The organism is Niallia sp. FSL W8-0177, assembly GCF_038006285.1.
Lineage (GTDB): Bacteria > Bacillota > Bacilli > Bacillales > Cytobacillaceae > Niallia > Niallia circulans_A.
On record NZ_JBBOUX010000001.1, the window covers coordinates 25,694 to 47,485 of the forward strand.

Consider the following 21,792-nt stretch of genomic DNA (forward strand, 5'->3'; position numbering starts at 1 on the left):
ATGAATAACTTAATTATTTTTTAATTAGCGGGGGATAAAGCATGAAATTAAATAAGAACTTTACATTATTATTGAATGGGCAGTCTTTTGCCAATATAGGGGATGTCCTCTATATGGTGAGTATTATTAATTTGATCTATACCGTAAAGGGATCAGCAACAGCGGCATCATTTGTGCCGTTTACGATTACAACTAGTATGTTTGTCTCAAGTGTTTTAACACCACTTTTCGTGAGGAAAATTCGATTGAATCGGTTATTGGCAGGATCCCAAATAGGGAAGACCGGATTACTCTTACTATTGGGGTTTATCTTGCCAGGAATAACAGAAGCGAATTATTTTATCATTTTTATAGTTATAGGGCTTATTGCATTTCTTGATGGCTGTGCCAATCCAATCACAAGAACTTTAATTCCATACTATGTTAGACCGGAAAAATTAATGAAAGCAAACGGGATGGTAGAAACAGTGACACAGCTGATTCAGGCCGGAATGTGGTTTGTAGGAAGCATGTTTCTTCTTTTTTTAAGTCCGCAAAATCTTATTTGGTTTGTTGGCTGTTTATTTTTTATCTCGAGTTGTTTATTATGCCTTTTAGAAAATGTAGATGGGAAAACAATAGAGTCAGCGGGTAAACTAGAACAAATAAAAGCGGGCTGGAAAACACTATTTCATACACCGGTGTTAAGAAAAATGGCTTTAGTGGAATGTTTAGAAAGTCTCGCTGCAACGGTATGGATTGCAGCTGTTTTATATGTGTTTATTCAGGATGCGTTAAAGGTGGACCAACAGTGGTGGGGCTTTATGAATGGAACATTCTTTTTAGGATTAATTTTGGGAAGTCTCTATTGCATGAACTATTCTTCTTTTGTGGAAAGAAAATTAGGCGTGTTTTTAGTTGCGGGATCTTTTATAAGCTTTCTGCTAACGATTTTATTTAGTTTAAACAGTATTCCTATGCTTGCATTAGTTCTATCATTCGGTGTTGGTATTGTTACACAAATAAAAAATATAACACAGCAAACTGTTATTCAAACAAGCGTCCCCAAAGAGCAGCTATCAACCGTGTATACTTCTCTTGGAGCAATTGGTACAGGAATTTTCGGGATAGGCTCCTTATTGATGGGGTTACTGGCAGATTTATTAGGGGTAAGGATAGTCTTCCTTTTCTCAGGTGTTCTCCTTGCATTGGTCAGTATGATTATATATAAAAATAAATCTTTATTTCGTATTCAAAGCCATTTAGAAAAAGAATAAAAGTCATTTACTGGAAACTCGACCTTAACCAATAGGTCGAGTTTTTTGAATGGTTGATTCTAAAAATATTGAATTTATAATTCGGATATTTTAGAATAAAAGAAAATAGACGGAGGTGCTTTTCGAATGAAAGTATTTAGCACAACAGGTCGGAAACAAGAAACATATCAAGTTGAAATGAAATATTCTTTATTATGGGAATGTGCTTTGGGGATTGCTGCGATTACCAATGAACGTTTACTAGATTCATTAGATCAGCCGAAGAGTTATTGGGAAAATGTTCGAACAAACCTTTCTCAGAATTTACAAGCACAACTAGACTACGTAGAAGCGAATAATACATGGAAAGCATTGCTACAATTACTGCATCAACAGGATTTTTTGAGTCTTGACGTATTTACGGAATATATAAATAAACTAACGGAGAGACAATTAATCTATCAATGCATTCCGTTTTTAAGTGAAAGCTATCAACCTATTAGGGAGCATGCAGCTGATGGTAACAGAGAAGCGATAGAAAAGTTAAAAGAAGCTACAAAAGATAATCCTTTTTTTCCAACCTATATTTCTTTTATCTGCCAAGTTGATTCTCAGCAATTAAAACAGCATCTTATCACTGTGATGAGTGAATGGTATGAAGCAGTTATAGAACCAGATAGAGAAAAACTCACATCCATTTTACAAACAGATGTCTCCATAAAAGAAAAAATGAGACAGAAAATGGATCCAGAAGAATTTGTAGAATGGGCCACAGGAGGAATACGATATACACCCGAGCCGAGTGTTCATAAGGTATTACTCATTCCTCAATACATCTATCGTCCGTGGAATATTAAAGCAGATATAGAAGGAACAACAGTCTATTACTACCCGGTTTCCAATGAAAGTATTTCGCCGAACGATAAATATATGCCAAGTAACTTTTTAGTTTTAAAGCACAAGGCATTGGGCGATGAAGTTCGACTAAGAATGGTAAAACTATTATTTGAACAAAGTCGAACACTTCAAGACATAACAGAAAAATTAGAAATGGGAAAATCCACGATCCATCATCATTTAAAAATATTGAGATCAGCACAGCTAGTAGGAATAGAAGATGGAAAATATGTATTAAAAAGTAGTGCAATTACCTCGCTGGCAAAAGAATTAGAACAATATATTCAGCAATAAACGATTTGAAGGAGATTAAAGAGTGAAAGGAGGGATATCTAATCTAGATTAGGGAGGAGAATCAGCTTAAAGAGGTGTATATCAGCCAAAAGGAGAAGGGAATCAGCCAAACTAGGAAAATATCAGCCAAAGGGAGGAGAGAATCAGCCAAAGGGAGGAGAGAATCAGCCAAACTGGAGAAATATCAGCCAAAGGGAGAAGGGAATCAGCCAAACAAGGAAAATATCAGCCAAAGTGGAGGGAAATCGGCCAAAGCATCTAAGATAAGATGCCAAATCACCAATCAACCGATCAAACCAAAGAAAGTGGTGTTCATTTGAATATTTTTCGCAATAAATCATTCACGACTATGTGGATTGGAAATGGGATATCGGAGTTAGCGGGAGCCTTTGGGACCTTTTGCAACTCGTTATTAATCTATGAAATTACTGGTTCAACTTGGGCTTTAGGCAGTATGTGGCTATTATATTTTCTGCCTTCTCTCATCCTTCAGCTTTTTATTGGTCCATACCTTGATCGTTGGAGTAGAAAATGGATGATGATTTTTGCTCTCTGGAGTAGAGGCATAATATTTCTTTTTCCTCTCATTGGGTTTGTATCAGACACATTAGTACCGTGGCATGTTTATATTGTTCAAATCATCATTGGATTAATAACTCCGATTTATTCTCCTGCTAATCAAGCCATACTGCCTAATCTTGTTTCCAAAGAGCAATTAAGTAGTGCTAATGCCTATGTAGAAGGAATGGCCAGATTAATGACGTTCACAGCGCCAGTTTTTGCAGGGATTGTCATTGAATATATCGGAATTGGCAGTACTTTATTGTTTATTTGTACGGCGCTGATGCTTAGTGGATGTCTTTTGCTAGGTATTATGGAAGTAAGAGAAGAGAAAGTAGAAAGAAAAACGTGGGCAGTGGAATTTATGGAGGGGGTTCGCTACTTCTTTCAACAAAAAACGATTGTGTGGTTAGGGATTTTTTTAGCATTTGTTCAATTTGGGGTAGGGGTCACAATGGTGATTAATATTCCCTATATTAAAACAGTGCTAAATGGAAATAATGCCATGTACGGTTATTTTATGGCGGGTTTTCCTTTAGGATATATGTTTGGAACCTTACTTGTTGGCAAAATCAAATTCCAATCACGGAGACGCTTGATGCTAGGAGCACTATTAATAGGGGGAGTGACATACATTAATTTAGGAATAACAAGCTCACTCATTTCAGCCATCGCAACGGAAATAGTTGCTGGCATCACTATGGCATTTTTCAGCATACATAATATTACACTTTGTCAGCAAACCGTTCCCAATCATTTAATGGGCAAAATTATCTCGGTCCGATCCTTTATCATTCGAGCGATGATGCCGCTTGGTGTACTAGTAGGCGGAGCATTAAGTGAATTATGGGGAATCCGGCCTTTATACATTTTAATTGGAGCAATAATTACTACTGTTTCTTTAGTGGGATTATCGAGTCCTTACTTTGCCTTTTTGGATAAAGAAAGCATCAATAAAAACAAGCTGGCTGCTTAATCAATTAAGAAAGACTAGGAAATGGATTCGTTCCTTTTTCCTAGTCTTTTCTATTAATATTTCTTTAACAAAATAGCTGAGTTATGACCGCCAAAGCCAAAGGAATTAGAGAGACCAATGGATATGTCGGCTTTTCTTGCTCCCTCTGGGACATAGTCTAAATCACAGTCTGGGTCTGGAGTTTCCAAATTAGTAGTTGGCGGGATAATCCCTTCTCTCAAGCTCTGTATTAAAGCAATTGCTTCCGCTCCACCAGCAGCACCAAGCATATGACCAAGCATGGACTTATTCGCCGTTACAGGAATTTTATAGGCGTCTTCTTCAAATAATTTCTTAATCGCTAATGTTTCCGAGAGATCGCCGACAGGCGTACTGGTTGCATGGGCGCTAATCACATCTACATCAGAAGGAGAAATATTTGCTTTAGTTAATGCCCGCTTCATAGCAAGATATGCTCCTCTTCCTTCTGGATGGGTAGCCACCATATGATGGGCATCTGAGCTTGCACCATATCCAATGATTTCAGCTAAAATGGGAGCATTACGCTTTATAGCATGTTCCAAGTCTTCCACTACTAAAATAGCTGCCCCTTCACTCATCACGAATCCATCTCGATTTTTATCAAAAGGTCTACTTGCTGAAGCAGGTTCGTCATTTCTTGTCGATAATGCTCTGGCATTCCCGAAGCTTGCTAAGGAAAGATTCGTAATTGCAGCCTCCGCTCCGCCCGCAACCATCACATCTGCATCACCATTTCGAATCGTATGAAAGGCTTCCCCAATCGATGTATTTCCAATGGAACAAGCTGTTACCGGAGAGAGGGAAGGACCTTGAGCTCCGAATTTAATACTAATTTGCGCTGCAGCTGCATTGGAAATCATCATCGGTACTAAGTTAGGACTGACTCGATTAGGACCTCTTTGATTCAATGTATTTACATTATCGATAAGGGTGGTCAAACCGCCGATTCCTGATCCTACATAAACACCCATTCGCTCTTTATCTATTGAATCTAAGTCTAACTGTGAATTTGTTAAGGCTTCTTCTGCAGCAGCTAACGCAAACTGGCTAAATCGGTCCAATTTTTTTGCTTCTTTTGCTCCCCATCTTTCATCTGGATGAAAGTCAGTTACTACTCCAGCTATTCTTGTTTTGGAATTAGATACATCTAAATGGTCGATAGAAAGGATTCCCGATTCACCCTTTAAGAGGTTCTGCCAATATTCATCCACGTTATTTCCTAACGGTGAAATAATTCCCATTCCAGTGACAACAACTCTTTTCACGATTTTTCCCCCATTCCTTTTTTCTTTATTGTATCCTTTTCTTATCCTATTACAAGTTGTAGTTTATACTAGTATAAATAGTACTAGCTTAAAAAGGAGAATGGATATGAATAGAGATATAAGGCTAGAAGCACTCTCGGAATTTTTGAAAACAAAGCGCTCTAAGATACAGCCGCAAATGGTTGGACTCCCAGCTGGAACGAGAAGAAGAACAGCAGGACTCCGCCGTGAGGAAGTGGCACAATTAGCTGGAGTAAGCACTACCTGGTATACCTGGCTAGAGCAAGGTAGAGATATTAAAGTGTCTATCTCTGTTCTCGAAGCAGTAGCAGATGCGCTGCAATTAAATTCGGATGAGCGAAAATATGTATATGGATTAGCGTTTGAGGAGGGAAATTCTTTTTTTCCTAAAGAGGCGGAAGAAGACATGATGACTCCAGCCTTAGAAAGAATTTTAAAGGAACTTCGCTACTGTCCAACTATTATAACGGATCGCCGTTCTTTTATCGTCGGCTGGAATGAAGCCGCCAAGCAAGTATTCCTAGACTTTGAAAAAATCCCATCGGAAAAAAGAAATCTCATCGAATTGCTTTTTTCCAGAAAAGAACTAAGAGCATTGGCAGTCAATTGGGAGGACTTTGTAAAAGGATTTATTTCCATCTTTCGCACTTATTTAGGACAATATATGGCCGATGAGTGGTATCAAGAATTTATCGAAGACATGAAAAAGAACTATCCAGACTTTAATAGGATGTGGAATGAAAGTGAAGTAAGTTCTGCTCCTGAGGTATTAATTGAATTTCGCCATTCCAAGGCAGGAAAAATGATTTATAATTTAACCTCCTTACAAGTTCATGGCGCAAATGATTTAAGATGTAGTATTTATACGCCTGTTGATGGAACAGGGACGGAGGAGAAGATTAAGCATTTGATGAAATGAGAGGTGTAGATCGTAATGAAGGAAGAGAATGATGATGTTGAATCGGTCATTTTCTTCCTTTATTCTTCTTATATTCTTTTGGTAACAGTCCATATCGCTCTTTAAAAATTTTATTAAAGAAGCCATGATTTTGGTATCCGACTTCCATTAATACTTCTTCCACGGTTTTTTCTGTATTAGCTAAAAGAAAACTAGCCTTATTTAATCTTTGTTCTTGAAGAAGCTGTTTAAAGCCTTTTCCGGTATTCTTCTTAATCATTCTACTTAAATAATTTGGATGAAAGGAAAAATGTTCTGCAGTAGAATTCAATGTACAAGTTTGAAAATTCTCTTCAATAAATTGAAGAATTTCCAATATATATGGCTGTCTAGATATTGATGAATTTGTATTAGTATCTCTTTGATAATGAAATAATAATTCCGCAAAAATTAGAATCATATAGGCATCGATAATATCCTTTGCACAGAAGCTAGGATTATAGTATTCACATAAGAGATTTTCAACAAGGTATTCAAATTTGTCACTCTTTTGACAGTGGAATAAAATATAGCGATTATGCTGCCTATCTTGAGTGATTGCATCTAACAGGAAATCAGAAATAATACTATTACTGGAAATGCGGCTTAACATAGATGCAGTAAAATAACTCTTGCTCATTAAAAAGTTGATAATAATGTCCTTTTCTTCCACATCTGTAATCGTATGTGGAACAAGTGTGTCCATTATACAAATATCCCCACTTTTTAAGTGGATAATTTGATCTTGCACTAATGCAGTACAGGATCCTGAATATACATAATTCATTTCAATATAATCATGAATGTGAAAGGGGATAAGTGAATATCTAGAATGTTTAACAATTTCAAATTTTGAGTTATTCCCATAACCGAAATTAATAGATTTCCGTTGTTCATCCAGTTTAAATACATAAACTTCTTTATTGTCTATATAAACCTTTTCAAAACTCTTGTATAAGGTGCTGTTAAGTTTAGCATTTTTTTTATGCTCTTTTTCACTTGCCGTCATTGTAAATAAGAATTTTTTTAATTCACTTGGTAACATAAAGAGACACTCATTTCATTAAGTTAAGTTTGGTGATATTTTAAGTTAATTATCGCAATTTAATCTTATTATAAAATCGTTTACAATTCAAAGTGTTAGCGATTACAAATTTGATCGTTAATAAAAAATGCGCGCGCATCAATAATGCAGGTTAAGTTAGGAAAGAAAAGGAGTGAGATAAATGGATTATACTTCATTGGCAGAACAAATTGTTACTGAAGTTGGTGGGAAAGATAATATTAGAAATGTAACACACTGTATGACAAGATTACGTTTTGTATTAAAAGATGCTAAAGTCCCCGATACAAAGACAGTAAAACAAATTCCTGGAGTGCTTGGCGTAACGATATCTGGTGGTCAGTATCAAGTAATTATAGGAACAGAAGTATCCAAGGCATATGAGAAAGTGTGTAACATACTAGGAATAGAGAAGAAAGAAGCTCAAGAGGAAGTCGAAGAGAATAAGGAAAAGGTCGGATTGTTTAATCGTTTTTTTAAATTGATTTCTGGAATTATTTTCCCTGTAATGGGTGTTATGGCAGCAGTAGGTATCATGAAAGGACTACTTGCTGGTCTAACTTCATTTAATCTATTGTCAACAGAAAGTGGTACTTATCAGATTTTATATGCATTAGCAGATGGATTCTTTTACTTTCTTCCAATTATTCTAGGAGTTTCAGCAGCAATAAAATTTAAATCTAATCCATATATTGGCGCTGCGATTGGGTCAGCACTTGTCTACCCTGATATCGTAACGCTTTACAATGATGGAGTAAGTATAACATTCTTGAAAATTCCTGTTATATTAACAAGTTATGGTAACTCTGTCTTTCCTATTATTGCAGCAGTTGCCCTAGCAGCATTTGTTGAAATACGGGTAAAAAAGGTTGTTCCATCTTCTGTTCAATTATTTTTAACACCTTTTGTCACGTTAATTATAACAGTTCCACTTACATTCTTGGTTATTGGTCCAATTATGACTTTTATAAGTGACATTCTTGCAACTAGCACCCAAGCAATCTATGGATTTAGCCCAATTATTACTGGTATTATCTTAGGTGCATTTTGGCAATTAGTCGTTATTTTTGGTTTACATTATGCTTTTATTCCAATTTTAATTAACAATATTACAAATATGGGAGAAGATCCAATTAATGCGATTTTAAATGTTACTGTTTTTGCGCTAGCAGGTGCAGCGATTGGTTTTGCCTTGAAACAAAAAGACAAGGTTAAACGCTCACTAGGATTCTCAACCGGACTTACAGGCTTATTTGGAGTAACAGAACCTATTATTTATGGTATTGCATTACCATATAAGAAGCCATTTGTAGCAGCTTTCATTGGAGGAGGCATTGGAGGAGGCATAACAGCAGCGATGAACGCAAAGATGTTTGGATTTGGTGGAAATGCATTGTTCGCAGCACCATTATTTATTAATCCTGAAGGAATAGATGTTAGTTTCACAGCTTATGTGATTGCGTCAACAGTTGGGTTCTTTGTCTCTCTGTTATTAACCTATTTATTTGCATCAAGAAATGATATATAGCAAATCAATTTTTTTATTTAATACTTTAAGTAGGAGATTACAAGTTTTAAAGAAATCTATTTGTGAGCAATGCGTTATATTTTGAAAAAAGAGGCTTGAATAAGTTAAGAATATTGGTAGTTTATCTCATTCACTTTTGCGGCAGTAAGATTCTCACCTCTTATCTATGAGAATGGGGGATAGAGAGGTGGGGATCAACTGTTTGTAATGGTCCAATTGGTTCAATTAAGGTTTTTGGGAAATATAAAGAAAGGTAAGGGCTTTTAGATATGAAGAAAATAACAACGTTACTTAATGAGCAGGAAGATAATTATATATTGCCTTTCTTGTGGATGCATGGAGAATCAGAGGAAGTTATTCGAGAGTATGTTAATAAAATCTATGAAAGTGGAATAAAAGCACTTTGTGTAGAGCCAAGGCCCCATCCTGATTTTGTAGGGGAAAAATGGTGGAGAGATTTAAAAGTAGTATTAGAAGCAGCAAAAGAAAAAACTATGAAAGTTTGGCTATTTGATGATTCTCATTTTCCAACGGGGTATGCAAATGGCGCTATTTTGAAGGATTTTCCTAAGCTACGAAAGAAATTTTTAAGAATCAATCAAGTAGATTATCATGGACCACAAAAAGATGCAGGAATTATTGTTAAATGGCATGTAGGTGGGGATAGAAATTCAATTATGACTGTGGGAACAGATAAAGCCAAGATGCAAAAAGTAGTGGATGAATATGGAGAAAAAATAATAGCCGTCATAGCTGGAAGAGTGGTTGATTATGAAACAGTAGATACGAGTACATTAACAGATATTACAAAATACTTGAAGGATGGAGTAGTTTACTGGGATATGCCAGCGGGGAATTGGCGTATATTTACATTAGTAGAAACCTTTAATGGAGGGGAATCGTCTACGGAGGGATATCTGAATCCTATTGACCCTTTGGCTACACAAGTATTAATTGATACTGTGTATCAACCCCATTATGAGCATTTTTCTGAGTATTTTGGTACTACAATAGCTGGATTTTTCACAGATGAACCAAGATTTGGAAATATAAAAGGTCCTAATGCCATTATTGGCAAAACTGAAATGGTTCTCCCATGGAGAGCAGATCTATTATCTATGTTAGAAACAAGACTTGGAAAGAGTGCAAAGACTTTATTACCATTATTAATAACAAATGGGACAACAGATCAAAGTCTTGTACGATATGTTTATATGGATATTGTCTCTCAAGCATATGCTGATAACTTTACAGGAAAATTAGCGAGTTGGTGTAATGACCACGGGGTAGAATACATTGGCCATTTAATTGAAGATAATAATGCTCATGGGCGTCTTGGCTATGGAGCTGGCCATTATTATAGAGCTATTAAAGGACAGAGCATGTCTGGGATTGACGTAGTGCTTCATCAATTACTTCCAGGAATGGATGAAGACTATTTTAAAACTTTTACATCAACTGGTTGGGATGGTGAATTCTTTCACTATGGTTTAGCAAAGATGGGCGCTTCGCTTGGCCATTTAGATCCAAAGAAAATGGGAAGAACGATGTGTGAAATTTATGGAGCATATGGTTGGTCAGAGGGACTAAACCTAATGAAATGGATGACAGATCACATGCTTGTAAGAGGGGTCAATCATTTTGTTCCACATGCATTTGATATGGCACCATATCCAGATTCTGATTGTCCGCCACATTTCTATGCACATGGAAATGATGCTCAATATCGATATTTACCATTGTTGATGAACTATACCAATCGAGTATCCGAGCTGTTAAGTGATGGAGTACATGTGGCAACTTCTTTAATTCTGTATCATGCAGAGGCTGAATGGTCAGGAGAAGCTATGCTATTTCAAAAGCCCGCTAAAGAATTATCAAGGAACCAAATTGACTTTGATGTTATTTCTATAGAAATGTTAAAAGAAGCTAAAGTTCTAAATAACCAAATTGTGTTAAATGGAGAGAAGTTCCAAAATCTTATTATTCCCTTCTCGGAAAAACTTCCATTAGTTTTTATGAAATTACTGAAGAAGTTTATAGAGCAAGGAGCAACAATTATCTTTATAGAAGGATATCCTGTAGAATCAAGTGAAGGGGATATATTAACAGATTATTACTCTCTATTTGAAGCGAGTAAACAAGTTCAGATAGTTTCTTTGGAGGAGTTAGCAGGTTATTTGCATTCTATTGGTTCCTACGAAATTATCTTGAAGAAGAATTCACCAACTCTTCGATATTATCAATATCGTCATGGAAATGATGAAGTATATATGTTTTTTAATGAATCTCCAAATTTAGAGGTAGATACCAAGGTCACGCTAAAACAAAAGGGATATATTTATTCATATGATGCAATAAATAATAGGCTTTCATACAGTGCAGATGGAAAACAAAATGAAATTTCCTTAAAGTTGAGCCCTCAAGAATCCTGTTTATTTATTGTCACGGAGAAAGCATTAGCAGCTGAGAAACGCTTAACTCCTATACGAAAATCAGCAGTAGCTATAGAGGGAACGTGGGAAGTGTCCTTTAGTACAGCACAGGAATATCCTCGTTTCGAGAAAAAAATTCAAATAGAACGACTTGAAAATATAGCTAAGCCATCTCTATATCCGAATTTTTCTGGAACTATTCGCTATGAGATTACATTTACTCTTAAAGATAAAGAGTCAAAATATTATTACTTAGATTTAGGAGATGTATATGAAATAGCAGAAGTATTTGTTAATGAATATAAAGCGGGGACTAAGATAGCTAAGCCTTATAAATTTGATGTTACAGATTATTTGAAAGAGGGAATAAATTCCTTAAGAGTAGATGTAACCAATACATTAGGCACTATGCAAAAGGATTACTTATCCCAATATCGAGTATTACAGCCCAGTGGATTGCTTGGAAATGTTTCATTGCAGGGATATGACATTAAATAGTATTTAATGATTGTTTATAAGGTATGCTCCTTAAAGGAGACATACCTTTTTATTCTGAATTTCTATTGTTTTTCTTCCTATTGCCTAATTCAAGAAATAAGCTTTCTAACTCCATCCACTACAGGTGTTTCCGAACGGCCCAGCAATTTTTCAAAATCATTGCTTTCAATGTCTAAAGTACCTTCGCGAATATCCTTTTGAATTGCTACAAGCATAGGAACAACAAAATCTGGTATGCCAGCTTGTGTCATTATTTCTGCATATTTACTGTCATCTACATGTTGGACAGGTACTTCTTTTCCAATCACCTGGCTAACAGCAGCAGCGATCTCTTCTTGTGATAAAGGTTTGCCAGAAAGTTCATAAATCGTATTTTCATGTCCTTCACCGGCTAGCACTTCTGCTGCAGCTTCTGCATAGTCCTGCTGTAGAGCCCAGCCGACCTTTCCGCTGCCAGCAGAGGTAACCCACGGTGCTCCACTTTGAACTCCTTGAATAGTAGAAAGCTCATTTTCTAGGTACCAGTTATTACGTAAGAAGGAATAAGGGATACCTGTTTTTTGAATAGCAATCTCTGTTGCTTTATGAACTTCAGCAAGGAAGTTAGTGCTTTCCTGTGCATTCACAATACTTGTATATGCGATAAAGGAAACACCAGCGTTTTTAGCAGCATCGACAGCATTATTGTGTTGGCGAATTCTAGTTTCTGTATCTCCATCTGCTGAAATAATTAATAGGCGATCGATTCCTTTGAAGGCTGCTGCCAAAGTTTCTGGCTGATCGAAATCTCCATGGCGAACATCTACGCCTTTTGCGCGTAAATCCTCTGCTTTTTCTGGATTGCGTACACTGACAGCAAGCTGATCAGCAGGTACTTTTGCTAATAAAACATTTACGATTTTAGATCCAAGTTTACCAGTAGCGCCTGTTACTAATAGTTTCATTTGAAATTCCCTCCAATTAATGTTTTTCTTTCATTATAACCCAACGACTTTAACAAGATGTGTTGTTGGATATCCAATATAGGTATATAGTATATTCATAGTAAAAAAAATGAAAGTAGTTATTTTTTTATAACATAGTCACATAAATAGTACCATTGGAAGGAGAGAGAAAATGGCACGTTTTTTTGTTCAAAATGAATCTGTCTCAATCGATGAGGAGGGTTTTTGTCCTGTAACTTATACACAAAATTTAACGGCGGGAAGATGGAAGATTATTATCTTATGGCATTTAAGTCAGGGGACAAAACGGTTTAATGAATTGCAAAGACTATTGCCTGGCATATCAAAAGGGATTTTAACAAGGCAGTTAAGAGAATTAGAAGCAGATCAAATGGTGCACAGAGAAGTTTATAAAGAAGTGCCTCCCAAAGTGGAATATTCCTTAACAGAAAAGGGAGTTAGCTTTATTCCTATTCTTGATTTAATGGGAGAGTGGGGGAAAAAGCATTTTAAGGAATAAAAATGGGGACAAATAATTGTCCCCATTAGCTTTACAATACTTTATTCAAGAAATCTTTTGTACGCTCATTTTGTGGGTTTCCAAAAATCTCTTGTGGTGTGCCCTCTTCCACGATATAGCCATTATCCATGAAGATTACGCGGTCTGCTACTTCTCTAGCGAAGCCCATCTCATGTGTAACAATTACCATCGTCATTCCTTCTTGAGCTAATTGCTTAATAACGTTTAATACTTCTCCGACCATTTCAGGATCAAGTGCACTTGTTGGCTCATCGAACAGCATAATATCAGGGTTCATCGCAAGGGCGCGTGCAATGGCAACCCTTTGCTTTTGACCGCCAGACAATTTAGAAGGATTTTCATTAGCTTTATCCTTTAAGCCGACACGGTCTAATAGTTGTAAGGCTTTTTCCTTTGCTTGCTGTGGCGTTGCTTTTTTCAAATCAACTGGAGCAAGGGTGATATTTTCCAAAACCGTTAGATGTGGGAAAAGATTGAAATGCTGAAACACCATTCCGATATTTTCTCTGATTTTGTTAATATCATTTTTTTTATCCGTTAATTTAAAGTCATTTACAACAACTTCGCCACTTGTAACTTCTTCTAACATATTTAAACAGCGAAGAAGGGTACTTTTTCCGGAGCCAGAAGGACCGATTAAACAAACAACTTCGCCCTCTGTTACCTGTAAATCAATCGATTTTAAAACTTCAAGATTACCATATGATTTTTTCAGATTCGTCACATTAAGCTTGGCCATTTTTAATCCTTCTTTCTAATCGATTTGATACTTTTGTTAGAATCATAATGACGATAAAGTACATAATTCCGACGATTAGCCACATTTGGAATGATTCTAAGTTTCTTGCAATAATAATTTTTCCGCTTTGTGTCAATTCGTTAATACCGATAATGGAAAGAATAGACGTATCTTTTAGTGTAATAACAAATTGGTTAATAAATGCTGGAATCATTAATTGGATAGCCTGTGGAAGCACTACCTTTCTCATTGCTTTTCCATAAGGAAGTCCTAAACTGCGCGCAGCCTCCATCTGCCCTTTATCAACGGATTGAATTCCTCCGCGAACAATTTCAGCCATATAAGCACCAGCGTTTAAACTTAATGTAATAAGACCGGCAGCAACTGCTGTAATTCGGAAGTCAAGAGCTGCTGGAATTCCGAAGTAAATAAAGAATGCTTGGACAATTAATGGTGTTCCTCGGAAAATATCAATGTATATACCAGCAATTGTTCGTAAAACTTTACTTTTTGCAATACGTAATAGTCCAAAGATAATTCCTAGTACAGTTGCAATTAATAGAGAAACGACTGTTAAGATAAGTGTCATTTTTAAACCAGATAATAAGCTTGGGAAGCTCTCTTTTAATAAACCAAAAAAGCCACTCTTAGCTTCTTCATCTGATCCAGTTTCTAAGTATTTATCTAATATTTCTTGATATTCTCCAGATGCCTTTAGATTGGCTAATCCAGTGTTGAACATTTCAAGAAGCTCTGTATTTTGTCCTTTGGAAACAGCGAATCCATAAGAGGCTCCTGCTTCTTTATCTGTTACACTTTTTAAGCCATTTCCTTGCTTGATTCCATATGCTAATACTGGATAATCATCAAATACAGCCACGGAATTTCCAGTTCTTACTTCCTCGTACATATTAGCAGAATCATCGAATGTTACGATGGAAAAACCATATTTGTCTTTGATGCTTTCTGCAAAGCTTGCACCCTCTGTTCCTGTTTTAACAGCAACCTTTTGACCTTTCAAGTCTTTATAGGAGGAGACTTTATCATTATCGCTGTCGACGGCCATAATGATACCAGAATCAAAATAGGGTTCCGAGAAATCAAATTTCATTTGTCGTTCTTCTGTTATGCTCATCCCGGCAATAACAGCATCCACTTGTTTTGATTCAAGTGCTTGAACAGCTGCGTTAAATCCAAGTGGCTTCATTTCATATTTGAAACCTTGATCTTTCGCAATAGCAGCCATTAAATCCATATCGATTCCGACGAAGTCGCCATTTACATCCTGAAATTCAAATGGTGCAAATGTAATATCTGTTGCAATCTGATATACTTTCTCCTTTGCTTCTGCTTTTGATATAGGAGAAATAATATTCAGCATAGTTAAGATAACTACGAAGAATAAAACTAATTTAGACATCCTTTTCTTTTCTTTCATTCGTGCAACTCCTTTTCGTTTTTCTTAAGGTTATAAAGTTCTGGTATAACATGTTAGATTACCTAACAAAACATAATTAAAATAATACTAAACAATTTTGATCTTGTACAGATAGGAATATTAAGAGAAAATTTACCAATTATTTTTAAGACGCTGGATTCCTTAAGGGCAAGTATGTTATACTACAGTTACTTATAACGAAAGGGATGATGGGTGAACGATGAAGAACTAATCTTATTTTTCCAAAATTTGAATGAAATACATTTCAAATGGAACAAAAAATAGGATTAGTCTGCCCATTTCCATAAATCGCTTTTTCAAGCATATCTCTAATGGTATGTGCACAATGATTGGTCGATATGCACGCTTTTTGTATATCGGTTATGTATGGTGTGAATGAGCAAATAATTAGGTACGGCTAATCCTTCCAGAGAAAATTTGGGAGGATTTTTTTCTCCCTTCTGAAAGGGATTGATAATATGAAAGAACTCTTAAAGTTAATCAATATCGGATATGAAGTGCTCGATACAACTATTTTTACAAATATAAATGCAAGTGTACAGCAAGGAGAAGTTATTGGGATTATTGGCAAAAATGGTGCAGGCAAATCGACTTTACTGCAGTTAATAAATAAAGAAATTGTCCCTACAGATGGACATATTAAGTGGGTAAAGGAAGACTTATCGGTTAAAATGGTTGAACAGGAGACCGAAAATTATGACTTAGAGAAAGAAACTTTTTTGGAATCGAAGCTATTAGAGAAATGGCAGGTGCCGACAAAGGACTTCCGAGTAATGAGTGGCGGGGAAAAATTAAAAGCACGTCTTGGTAAAGGCTTTGCCCATGATGCTGATTTATTGCTATTAGATGAACCAACCAACCACTTAGATGAACAAAGTATGGCACTGCTTCATGAACTAATAACAGCATATAAAGGAACCATTATTATCGTTTCTCATGACCGCTATTTCTTGGATAAAGTTACGACGAAAATCTGGTCGCTTGAAAATAAACAGCTTATCGAACATAAAGGGAATTATACAAGCTATATGGAGGCACGCGAGCAAAAGAGATTAACCCAGCAGCGGGAGTATGATAAACAGCAGAAGAAGATTAAACAAGTGGAAGGACAAATGAAGGAGCTCACCTCTTGGTCTCAGAAAGCACATGCCCAATCAACAAAACAAGAATTCCCAAAAGAATATTATCGCACAAAGGCCAAACGAATGGATGCTCAAGTCAAATCAAAGCAAAAACGTTTAGAAAAAGAGCTGGAAAAAAATAAAGTGGAACGTTTAGACGAAGAGTATACGGTAGCTTTTTCGATTGAAGCGAATAAAAAGAAGGGGAAACGCTTTTTGGAAATTAAAGATTTATCCAAAGCATTTGACTCTAAAATGTTGTTTGAAAAGGTGAATATAACGATTCAGCATGGGGAAAAGGTTGCGATTATGGGACCTAACGGAAGTGGGAAAACAACCTTATTAAACATTATTTTAGGAAAAGAAAAGGCCAATGGAGAAGTCTGGATTTCACCGACAGCCACTATCGGCTATCTAACACAGGAAGTATTCGATCTTCCTTTAGAGGAAACACCAGAACAGCTATTCTTTAAAGAAACATTTAAAGAAAGAGGAAAAGTACAAACACTGATGAAACATTTAGGGTTTATGGCGTCTCAATGGAAGGAACCAATAAAAAGTATGAGCATGGGAGAACGGGTAAAATGCAAATTAATGGCTTATATTTTAGAAGAAAAAGATGTGCTCATACTCGATGAACCAACCAACCATCTTGATTTACCTTCCCGAGAGCAATTAGAAAAAACGCTATCCCAGTATAATGGAACACTTATTATTGTTTCCCATGACCGTTATTTCCTAGAGCAAACAACGTCAAGTAAGCTAATCATAGGTAATGGAACGGTTCAAAGGCAATGGACAGAGTCTCCAAAACGGGATAGAGATAATAAAGAAGAATTACGGCTAAAACTGGAGACAGAAAGACAAGAAGTGTTAGGAAAATTAAGCTTTATGACACCAAAGGATAAGGAATATGCGGAATTAGATAGAAAGTTTCTGGAATTAACGAAGCAAATGAAGGAGCTATAGGGGGTTATTCCCCTTTTAATTTGTAAAATAATTAATTATTCCAGCTATTGCTAATGAGACTACACCAATTAGAAAGGCTATCATGGATATTTTTATGTTTAATGCGCGATCTTCTTTTGTTTCTGTGAAATGGTGGTTTCTGTGCTGCCTGCCATCTGGCCACGCTCCGATCATTGTCACCGCGATGAAGATCGAGATGATACCGATGATGAAAAAAAACACAAACATAGATATTCCTCCTTTTTAAACAAGAAGTAATTTTCTTGTTTAAAATATACGTTTGATCCAACTTGAAAGTTACAGAAATATAAGATTATTTATGCTTTAATAAGAAGAAAGAGGAGGAACAGACATGAGAATACCTGCTAAGCTACAAAAGGGCGATGAAATTAGAGTAATTGCCCCTAGTCGAAGTGCAGCAATTTTATCAGAAGAGGGAATAGAGCAAGCAAAGAAAAGATTAGAGAATCTTGGCTTTGTTGTGACGTTTGGGAAGCATATTTTTGAATCTGACTTACAATTCTCCTCCACGATTGAGCATCGGGTGGAGGATATTCATGATGCTTTTCGGGATCAAAATGTAAAAGGAATATTAACGGTCATTGGCGGATTTAACAGCAATGAGCTGTTGCCTTATTTAGATTTTGATTTAATAAAAGCTAACCCTAAGATGCTTTGTGGGTATAGTGATATAACCGCTTTAGCAACTGCGATTACAACCAAGGCTGATTTTATTACCTATTCTGGTCCACACTTTTCTAGCTTCCAAATGGAAAAGCTACAGGAATACCAAACAGAATATTTCCGGAAATGCTTGATGGAAACTAGTGCGTTTATCATAGAGCCTTCTGATGTGTGGACAGATGATGCGTGGTATTTGGATCAAGAAAATCGCCAATATGAACCTGGAGGCTGGAGGGTATACCAAGAGGGAAGTGCAAAAGGGCAATTGTTTGGTGGTAATCTATGTACCTTAAATTTACTGCAGGGAACAGAATATATGCCTAATCTTAAAGATGGCATTCTATTTGTAGAAGATGATGAATTAACCATTCCAGAAACATTCGCAAGAGATTTAACCTCTTTGTTGCAGACAGCAGGAATAATTAAAGCATTAGTAATTGGGAGATTTCAGCGAGCTTCGAAAATGACAGAAGAGCAGCTTTTGTTTATTTTAGATAAACATCCTCTTTTGCAGCAAATCCCTGTATTATATGATGTGGATTTTGGTCATATCCAACCATTCTTTACTTTTCCCATTGGGGGAGAAGTAGAGATTGATACAAAGAACTATGGAATTAAAATGACTACTTTTTAAATGGTTCAGTGGAGGAATAGACTTGGAGCTTAAAGAAAAGATAAAAAATCTGCCCGCATCTCCAGGGGTATATTTGATGAAGGATTCCTCTGGACAAATCATTTACGTTGGCAAATCCAAAAGATTAAAAAATAGAGTTTCTTCTTATTTTCAGCATTCGAAAAATCGGATTGGTAAAATAGAAAAATTAGTGAAGCATATAAAGGATTTTGACTTTATTGTCACAGACACGGAGTTTGAGGCATTAATGCTGGAATGTAAGTTAATAAAAGAGATCCAGCCCATGTACAATCGGATGATGAAAGCGACAAAGGCATACAACTACATCATATTCCGATACCAGAAGGGCAGCTACCGTATGGAGATTGTAAATGAATTGGAGAAGGAAGATATTCATTATTATTTTGGTCCTTTCACTAGTAAAAGAACAGTAGAAAATGCGATAAAAGGAATCAAATCATTTTATAAAATAGATTGTTCCAATACGACAAACAGTACTAGTCCCTGTCTCAATTATACAATCGGAAAGTGTATAGGGATTTGCTTCAATCCAATAGCTGAAGAAACGTATCAACAAATTATCCATCGTCTTATCTCTTTATTTAAAAAACAGGATACTAGAATACTAGAAGAGATGTCCGCTGAAATGAATGAAGCTTCTAGTAATTTTGAGTTTGAGAAAGCAGCGGAAATAAGAGATACCATTGCCAAAATAAAGACGATTCTGCAAACAGAAACAGTAATAAATATTATGGTAGATAATCGTCTTTTTCTAGCAGTCGAGTACTTAGATAATGGCCGGATAAAGCTATTTCTGATTAGACGAAATCAAATTTTATACCGGCAAATATATGAAGCAAATCATTTTGATATGCAAGTGGTGAAGAGGCAGATTTGCACATATCTTTCAAGAAAGAATCTGTTTATTGGCACTTTAGATAAAGCAGAAATAGACGAAGCTTATATTATTTACAACTATTTAAACAGCGGCAATTGTCAGTATGTTGTCATAGAGGGCGAATGGCAGGGAAATAGAGAATGTGGTAATTTGGAAAACAATCTCAGGAAAATCATTCCCTTTCATTAATAAGAAATTTTTCAGGAAATACAGATAAAAATGCAGTGACATCCTAAAATAGAGGAGAAATCAATATGCTGTCAAAAGAACAAATTGCTGAAATTAGAGAGCTTAAGGATATTTGTGAGAAAGAAGAAGGTTTTGAGTTAAAGCTTAACTTTGATATGCTCGAAAATCGAAATGGAGAAAAGAAAGAGGACTTTTTTTATTATGTAGACGGCAAACTAGTTGGCTTTTTAGGGAGCTACTATTTTGGCAAAAAAGTTGAGTTGTGTGGTATGGTTCATCCACATTTTCGCCGGAACGGGATTTTTACAGCTTTGCTGGAAGAAGGCTTAGAAACAGCAAGACAGAGAGAAGCTACGAGTATATTATTGAATGCTCCTGCTGCATCGCAGAGTGCAAAAGTATTTCTAGAGAAGCTACCATGTTCCTATGCCTTTTCGGAACATCAAATGAAATGGCATAAGGAAGATTTAATAGAGGATGCTGCGATTTCTTTAAGACCATATGATTATGATCAGGATAAAGAAATAGAAATAGAGCTTGATGTTTTAGGCTTTGGTATAGCTGAGGAGGATGCTCGAGATTACGTTAACACCATAACGGAGCAGGCTGGTGATAAACGCATGATTATTGAGGTAGATGGAAAAACAGCGGGGAAAATCAGAGTTTCTGAAACCGATGGAGAAGCATGGATTTACGGGTTCGTTGTTGTTCCAGAGCTTCGCGGAAAAGGAATTGGCAGAAGGGCATTATCCAAAGTGGTAAAAATGGAAAAGGAAAAAGGCCTTTCTATCTTTTTAGAAGTAGAAGCAAAAAATGCTCGAGCGCTTAAACTTTATGAGTCTTGTGGATTTCGAAGCTATCATTCTCAGGACTATTATGAATATAAATAACTCTTTTGACAGAAGGTATCTAAATGTAGTCATTAAGATACCTTCTATCCTTATATCAAAGGAAGAGCAGTAATACATGTATTATCATCCTTAAAAGTAGCGAGATCCGATTTGGCTGTTTTGCCATTATAGGAGATGGTTAATTTTAAATCTTTATTGCGTGGAAGCCATAAATCGATAAACCCGTTTTGCTGAGAAGTTATAAGTTCATCTACATAAACATTCCCCACGTCATCTTCAATAAGTACCGCGAATTCCTTATTTGCCAATTCCCCGCGGCACCCTGTTAAATTATGGATAGCACAAGGGTGAGTATCTACTAAGTAAGGAGCAACAGAAACAAAAAATTCCTCCTTGGGCAAGCGATAGAGATGCTCTTCGTTGTCGAGAGTATTCACTGTTAATGTATCAGAGGTAATGGAAGCGGCAGCTGCTGACTTCTTCCCGGAACTAAAATCTTGAACAAGTTGTTTGAGATCGCTATCGTCCATTTTTTCATAGCGGTTATTTTGGGTAATAATTAAAAGAATCGTTACAGCAAATAGTATGGTAATAAATATCGGAATGATAAGTTTAGTTTTTTTCATATTAATCGCATTCTCCCTTTCAAGTTTGACTGCTTATGTATAAAGATAACAAAAAAGAGCAAAAAATTATGAAAGAAAAATGGAGATTTTGTGAATTTTTTTTATTTAATCGATTTCTTTTTCATTTTTCAGAAGTTTGGTAAAAATTGTGAGAAAAGTCCTTTCTTTCTCTTGTGTATCTGTCTATTTTCCTATAAAATTTGTAATAGAAACTAGAAAAAGGAAATAGAGTATTTCATTATTTAAATATAATAAAATGATAAAGGCAAATTCATCGAAAGGTGAAGACGCAAAGCTATAGGGACTAAGATCGTGGAGATTAAGTCAGCCAGTTACCGATTTATCTTGATAAAGAAGGGCTAATCGGTGGAAGATTAGCTTTTTTCTATTATTTGGATAGCTGTAA

General features: G+C 36.0%; 19 protein-coding genes and 1 riboswitch. Of the genes, 12 read left to right on the plus strand and 7 right to left on the minus strand.

Annotation, left to right across the window (positions count from 1 at the left end; genetic code table 11):
* The first annotated feature begins 41 nt into the window (after positions 1-41).
* The 4 genes from NST77_RS00125 (at position 42) to NST77_RS00140 (ending at position 3,963) form a co-directional block, all read left to right on the plus strand.
* On the plus strand, positions 42-1,256 hold the full coding sequence (locus NST77_RS00125; RefSeq protein WP_095330876.1) for an MFS transporter: 1,215 nt from the start codon (positions 42-44) through the stop codon (positions 1,254-1,256).
* A gap of 126 nt (positions 1,257-1,382) precedes the next feature.
* On the plus strand, positions 1,383-2,426 hold the full coding sequence (locus NST77_RS00130; RefSeq protein ID WP_095330878.1) for an ArsR/SmtB family transcription factor: 1,044 nt from the start codon (positions 1,383-1,385) through the stop codon (positions 2,424-2,426).
* Between the two features lie 74 nt (positions 2,427-2,500).
* Positions 2,501-2,746 carry a hypothetical protein gene (locus NST77_RS00135; RefSeq protein WP_341122618.1) on the plus strand — a complete coding sequence of 82 codons (246 nt, stop codon included), beginning with the start codon at positions 2,501-2,503 and terminating at the stop codon, positions 2,744-2,746.
* Positions 2,695-3,963: an MFS transporter gene (locus NST77_RS00140; protein ID WP_095330882.1), complete on the plus strand. Its 1,269-nt coding sequence runs from the start codon at positions 2,695-2,697 to the stop codon at positions 3,961-3,963. The genes NST77_RS00135 and NST77_RS00140 overlap by 52 nt, the downstream gene beginning before the upstream one ends.
* 53 nt (positions 3,964-4,016) lie before the next feature.
* Here the strand turns inward: NST77_RS00140 and fabF are convergent, their stop codons facing one another.
* Positions 4,017-5,249, minus strand: coding sequence for a beta-ketoacyl-ACP synthase II (gene fabF / locus NST77_RS00145; RefSeq protein ID WP_095330884.1), 1,233 nt, complete (start codon positions 5,247-5,249; stop codon positions 4,017-4,019).
* A 106-nt stretch (positions 5,250-5,355) separates the two neighbouring features.
* Between fabF and NST77_RS00150 the strand changes: the two genes are divergently transcribed.
* The gene (locus NST77_RS00150; protein ID WP_095330886.1) at positions 5,356-6,189 is read left to right on the plus strand and encodes a helix-turn-helix transcriptional regulator; all 834 of its coding nucleotides are present in this window, start codon (positions 5,356-5,358) and stop codon (positions 6,187-6,189) included.
* Between the two features lie 46 nt (positions 6,190-6,235).
* Here NST77_RS00150 and NST77_RS00155 read toward each other — a convergent pair whose 3' ends face one another.
* Positions 6,236-7,252 (minus strand): AraC family transcriptional regulator, encoded by a 1,017-nt coding sequence (locus NST77_RS00155; RefSeq protein WP_095322536.1) that lies wholly within the window; start codon positions 7,250-7,252, stop codon positions 6,236-6,238.
* A 181-nt stretch (positions 7,253-7,433) separates the two neighbouring features.
* On the opposite strand from NST77_RS00155, the gene NST77_RS00160 reads away from it, so the two are divergent.
* Together NST77_RS00160 and NST77_RS00165 are read left to right on the plus strand one after the other, a co-directional pair.
* Positions 7,434-8,798 (plus strand): PTS transporter subunit EIIC, encoded by a 1,365-nt coding sequence (locus tag NST77_RS00160; RefSeq protein ID WP_341122619.1) that lies wholly within the window; start codon positions 7,434-7,436, stop codon positions 8,796-8,798.
* Positions 8,799-9,067: 269 nt separating this feature from the next.
* The gene (locus NST77_RS00165) at positions 9,068-11,731 is read left to right on the plus strand and encodes a glycosylhydrolase-like jelly roll fold domain-containing protein (protein ID WP_341122620.1); all 2,664 of its coding nucleotides are present in this window, start codon (positions 9,068-9,070) and stop codon (positions 11,729-11,731) included.
* Between the two features lie 89 nt (positions 11,732-11,820).
* Here NST77_RS00165 and NST77_RS00170 read toward each other — a convergent pair whose 3' ends face one another.
* Positions 11,821-12,675: an NmrA family NAD(P)-binding protein gene (locus tag NST77_RS00170; RefSeq protein ID WP_163187951.1), complete on the minus strand. Its 855-nt coding sequence runs from the start codon at positions 12,673-12,675 to the stop codon at positions 11,821-11,823.
* 172 nt (positions 12,676-12,847) lie between these two features.
* Between NST77_RS00170 and NST77_RS00175 the strand changes: the two genes are divergently transcribed.
* Positions 12,848-13,195, plus strand: coding sequence for a winged helix-turn-helix transcriptional regulator (locus NST77_RS00175; RefSeq protein ID WP_047941655.1), 348 nt, complete (start codon positions 12,848-12,850; stop codon positions 13,193-13,195).
* Positions 13,196-13,226: 31 nt separating this feature from the next.
* On the opposite strand, the gene NST77_RS00180 is transcribed toward NST77_RS00175, so the two are convergent.
* Both NST77_RS00180 and NST77_RS00185 read right to left on the minus strand, forming a co-directional pair.
* Complete coding sequence (locus NST77_RS00180) at positions 13,227-13,955, minus strand: amino acid ABC transporter ATP-binding protein (RefSeq protein ID WP_095330890.1); 729 nt, start codon at positions 13,953-13,955, stop codon at positions 13,227-13,229.
* Positions 13,942-15,336, minus strand: a complete 1,395-nt coding sequence (locus NST77_RS00185) for an amino acid ABC transporter substrate-binding protein/permease (RefSeq protein WP_235850288.1) — start codon at positions 15,334-15,336, stop codon at positions 13,942-13,944. The genes NST77_RS00180 and NST77_RS00185 overlap by 14 nt, the downstream gene beginning before the upstream one ends.
* Positions 15,337-15,872: 536 nt before the next feature.
* Between NST77_RS00185 and abc-f the strand changes: the two genes are divergently transcribed.
* Positions 15,873-17,504, plus strand: a complete 1,632-nt coding sequence (abc-f, locus tag NST77_RS00190; RefSeq protein WP_061800594.1) for a ribosomal protection-like ABC-F family protein — start codon at positions 15,873-15,875, stop codon at positions 17,502-17,504.
* A 15-nt stretch (positions 17,505-17,519) separates the two neighbouring features.
* On the opposite strand, the gene NST77_RS00195 is transcribed toward abc-f, so the two are convergent.
* Entirely contained in the window at positions 17,520-17,732 is a 213-nt protein-coding gene (locus NST77_RS00195) for a DUF5316 family protein (protein ID WP_061800598.1), read from the minus strand.
* A 124-nt stretch (positions 17,733-17,856) separates the two neighbouring features.
* Between NST77_RS00195 and NST77_RS00200 the strand changes: the two genes are divergently transcribed.
* From NST77_RS00200 to NST77_RS00210, 3 genes are all read left to right on the plus strand, one after another.
* Positions 17,857-18,822, plus strand: a complete 966-nt coding sequence (locus NST77_RS00200; protein WP_061800600.1) for a S66 family peptidase — start codon at positions 17,857-17,859, stop codon at positions 18,820-18,822.
* A gap of 22 nt (positions 18,823-18,844) precedes the next feature.
* Entirely contained in the window at positions 18,845-19,909 is a 1,065-nt protein-coding gene (locus NST77_RS00205; protein WP_061800603.1) for a UvrB/UvrC motif-containing protein, read from the plus strand.
* A gap of 65 nt (positions 19,910-19,974) precedes the next feature.
* On the plus strand, positions 19,975-20,799 hold the full coding sequence (locus tag NST77_RS00210) for a GNAT family N-acetyltransferase (RefSeq protein WP_061800605.1): 825 nt from the start codon (positions 19,975-19,977) through the stop codon (positions 20,797-20,799).
* Between the two features lie 50 nt (positions 20,800-20,849).
* Here NST77_RS00210 and NST77_RS00215 read toward each other — a convergent pair whose 3' ends face one another.
* Entirely contained in the window at positions 20,850-21,386 is a 537-nt protein-coding gene (locus NST77_RS00215; RefSeq protein ID WP_095330894.1) for a CueP family metal-binding protein, read from the minus strand.
* 254 nt (positions 21,387-21,640) lie between these two features.
* Positions 21,641-21,726, plus strand: a riboswitch (cyclic di-GMP riboswitch).
* The last annotated feature ends 66 nt before the right edge of the window (positions 21,727-21,792 follow it).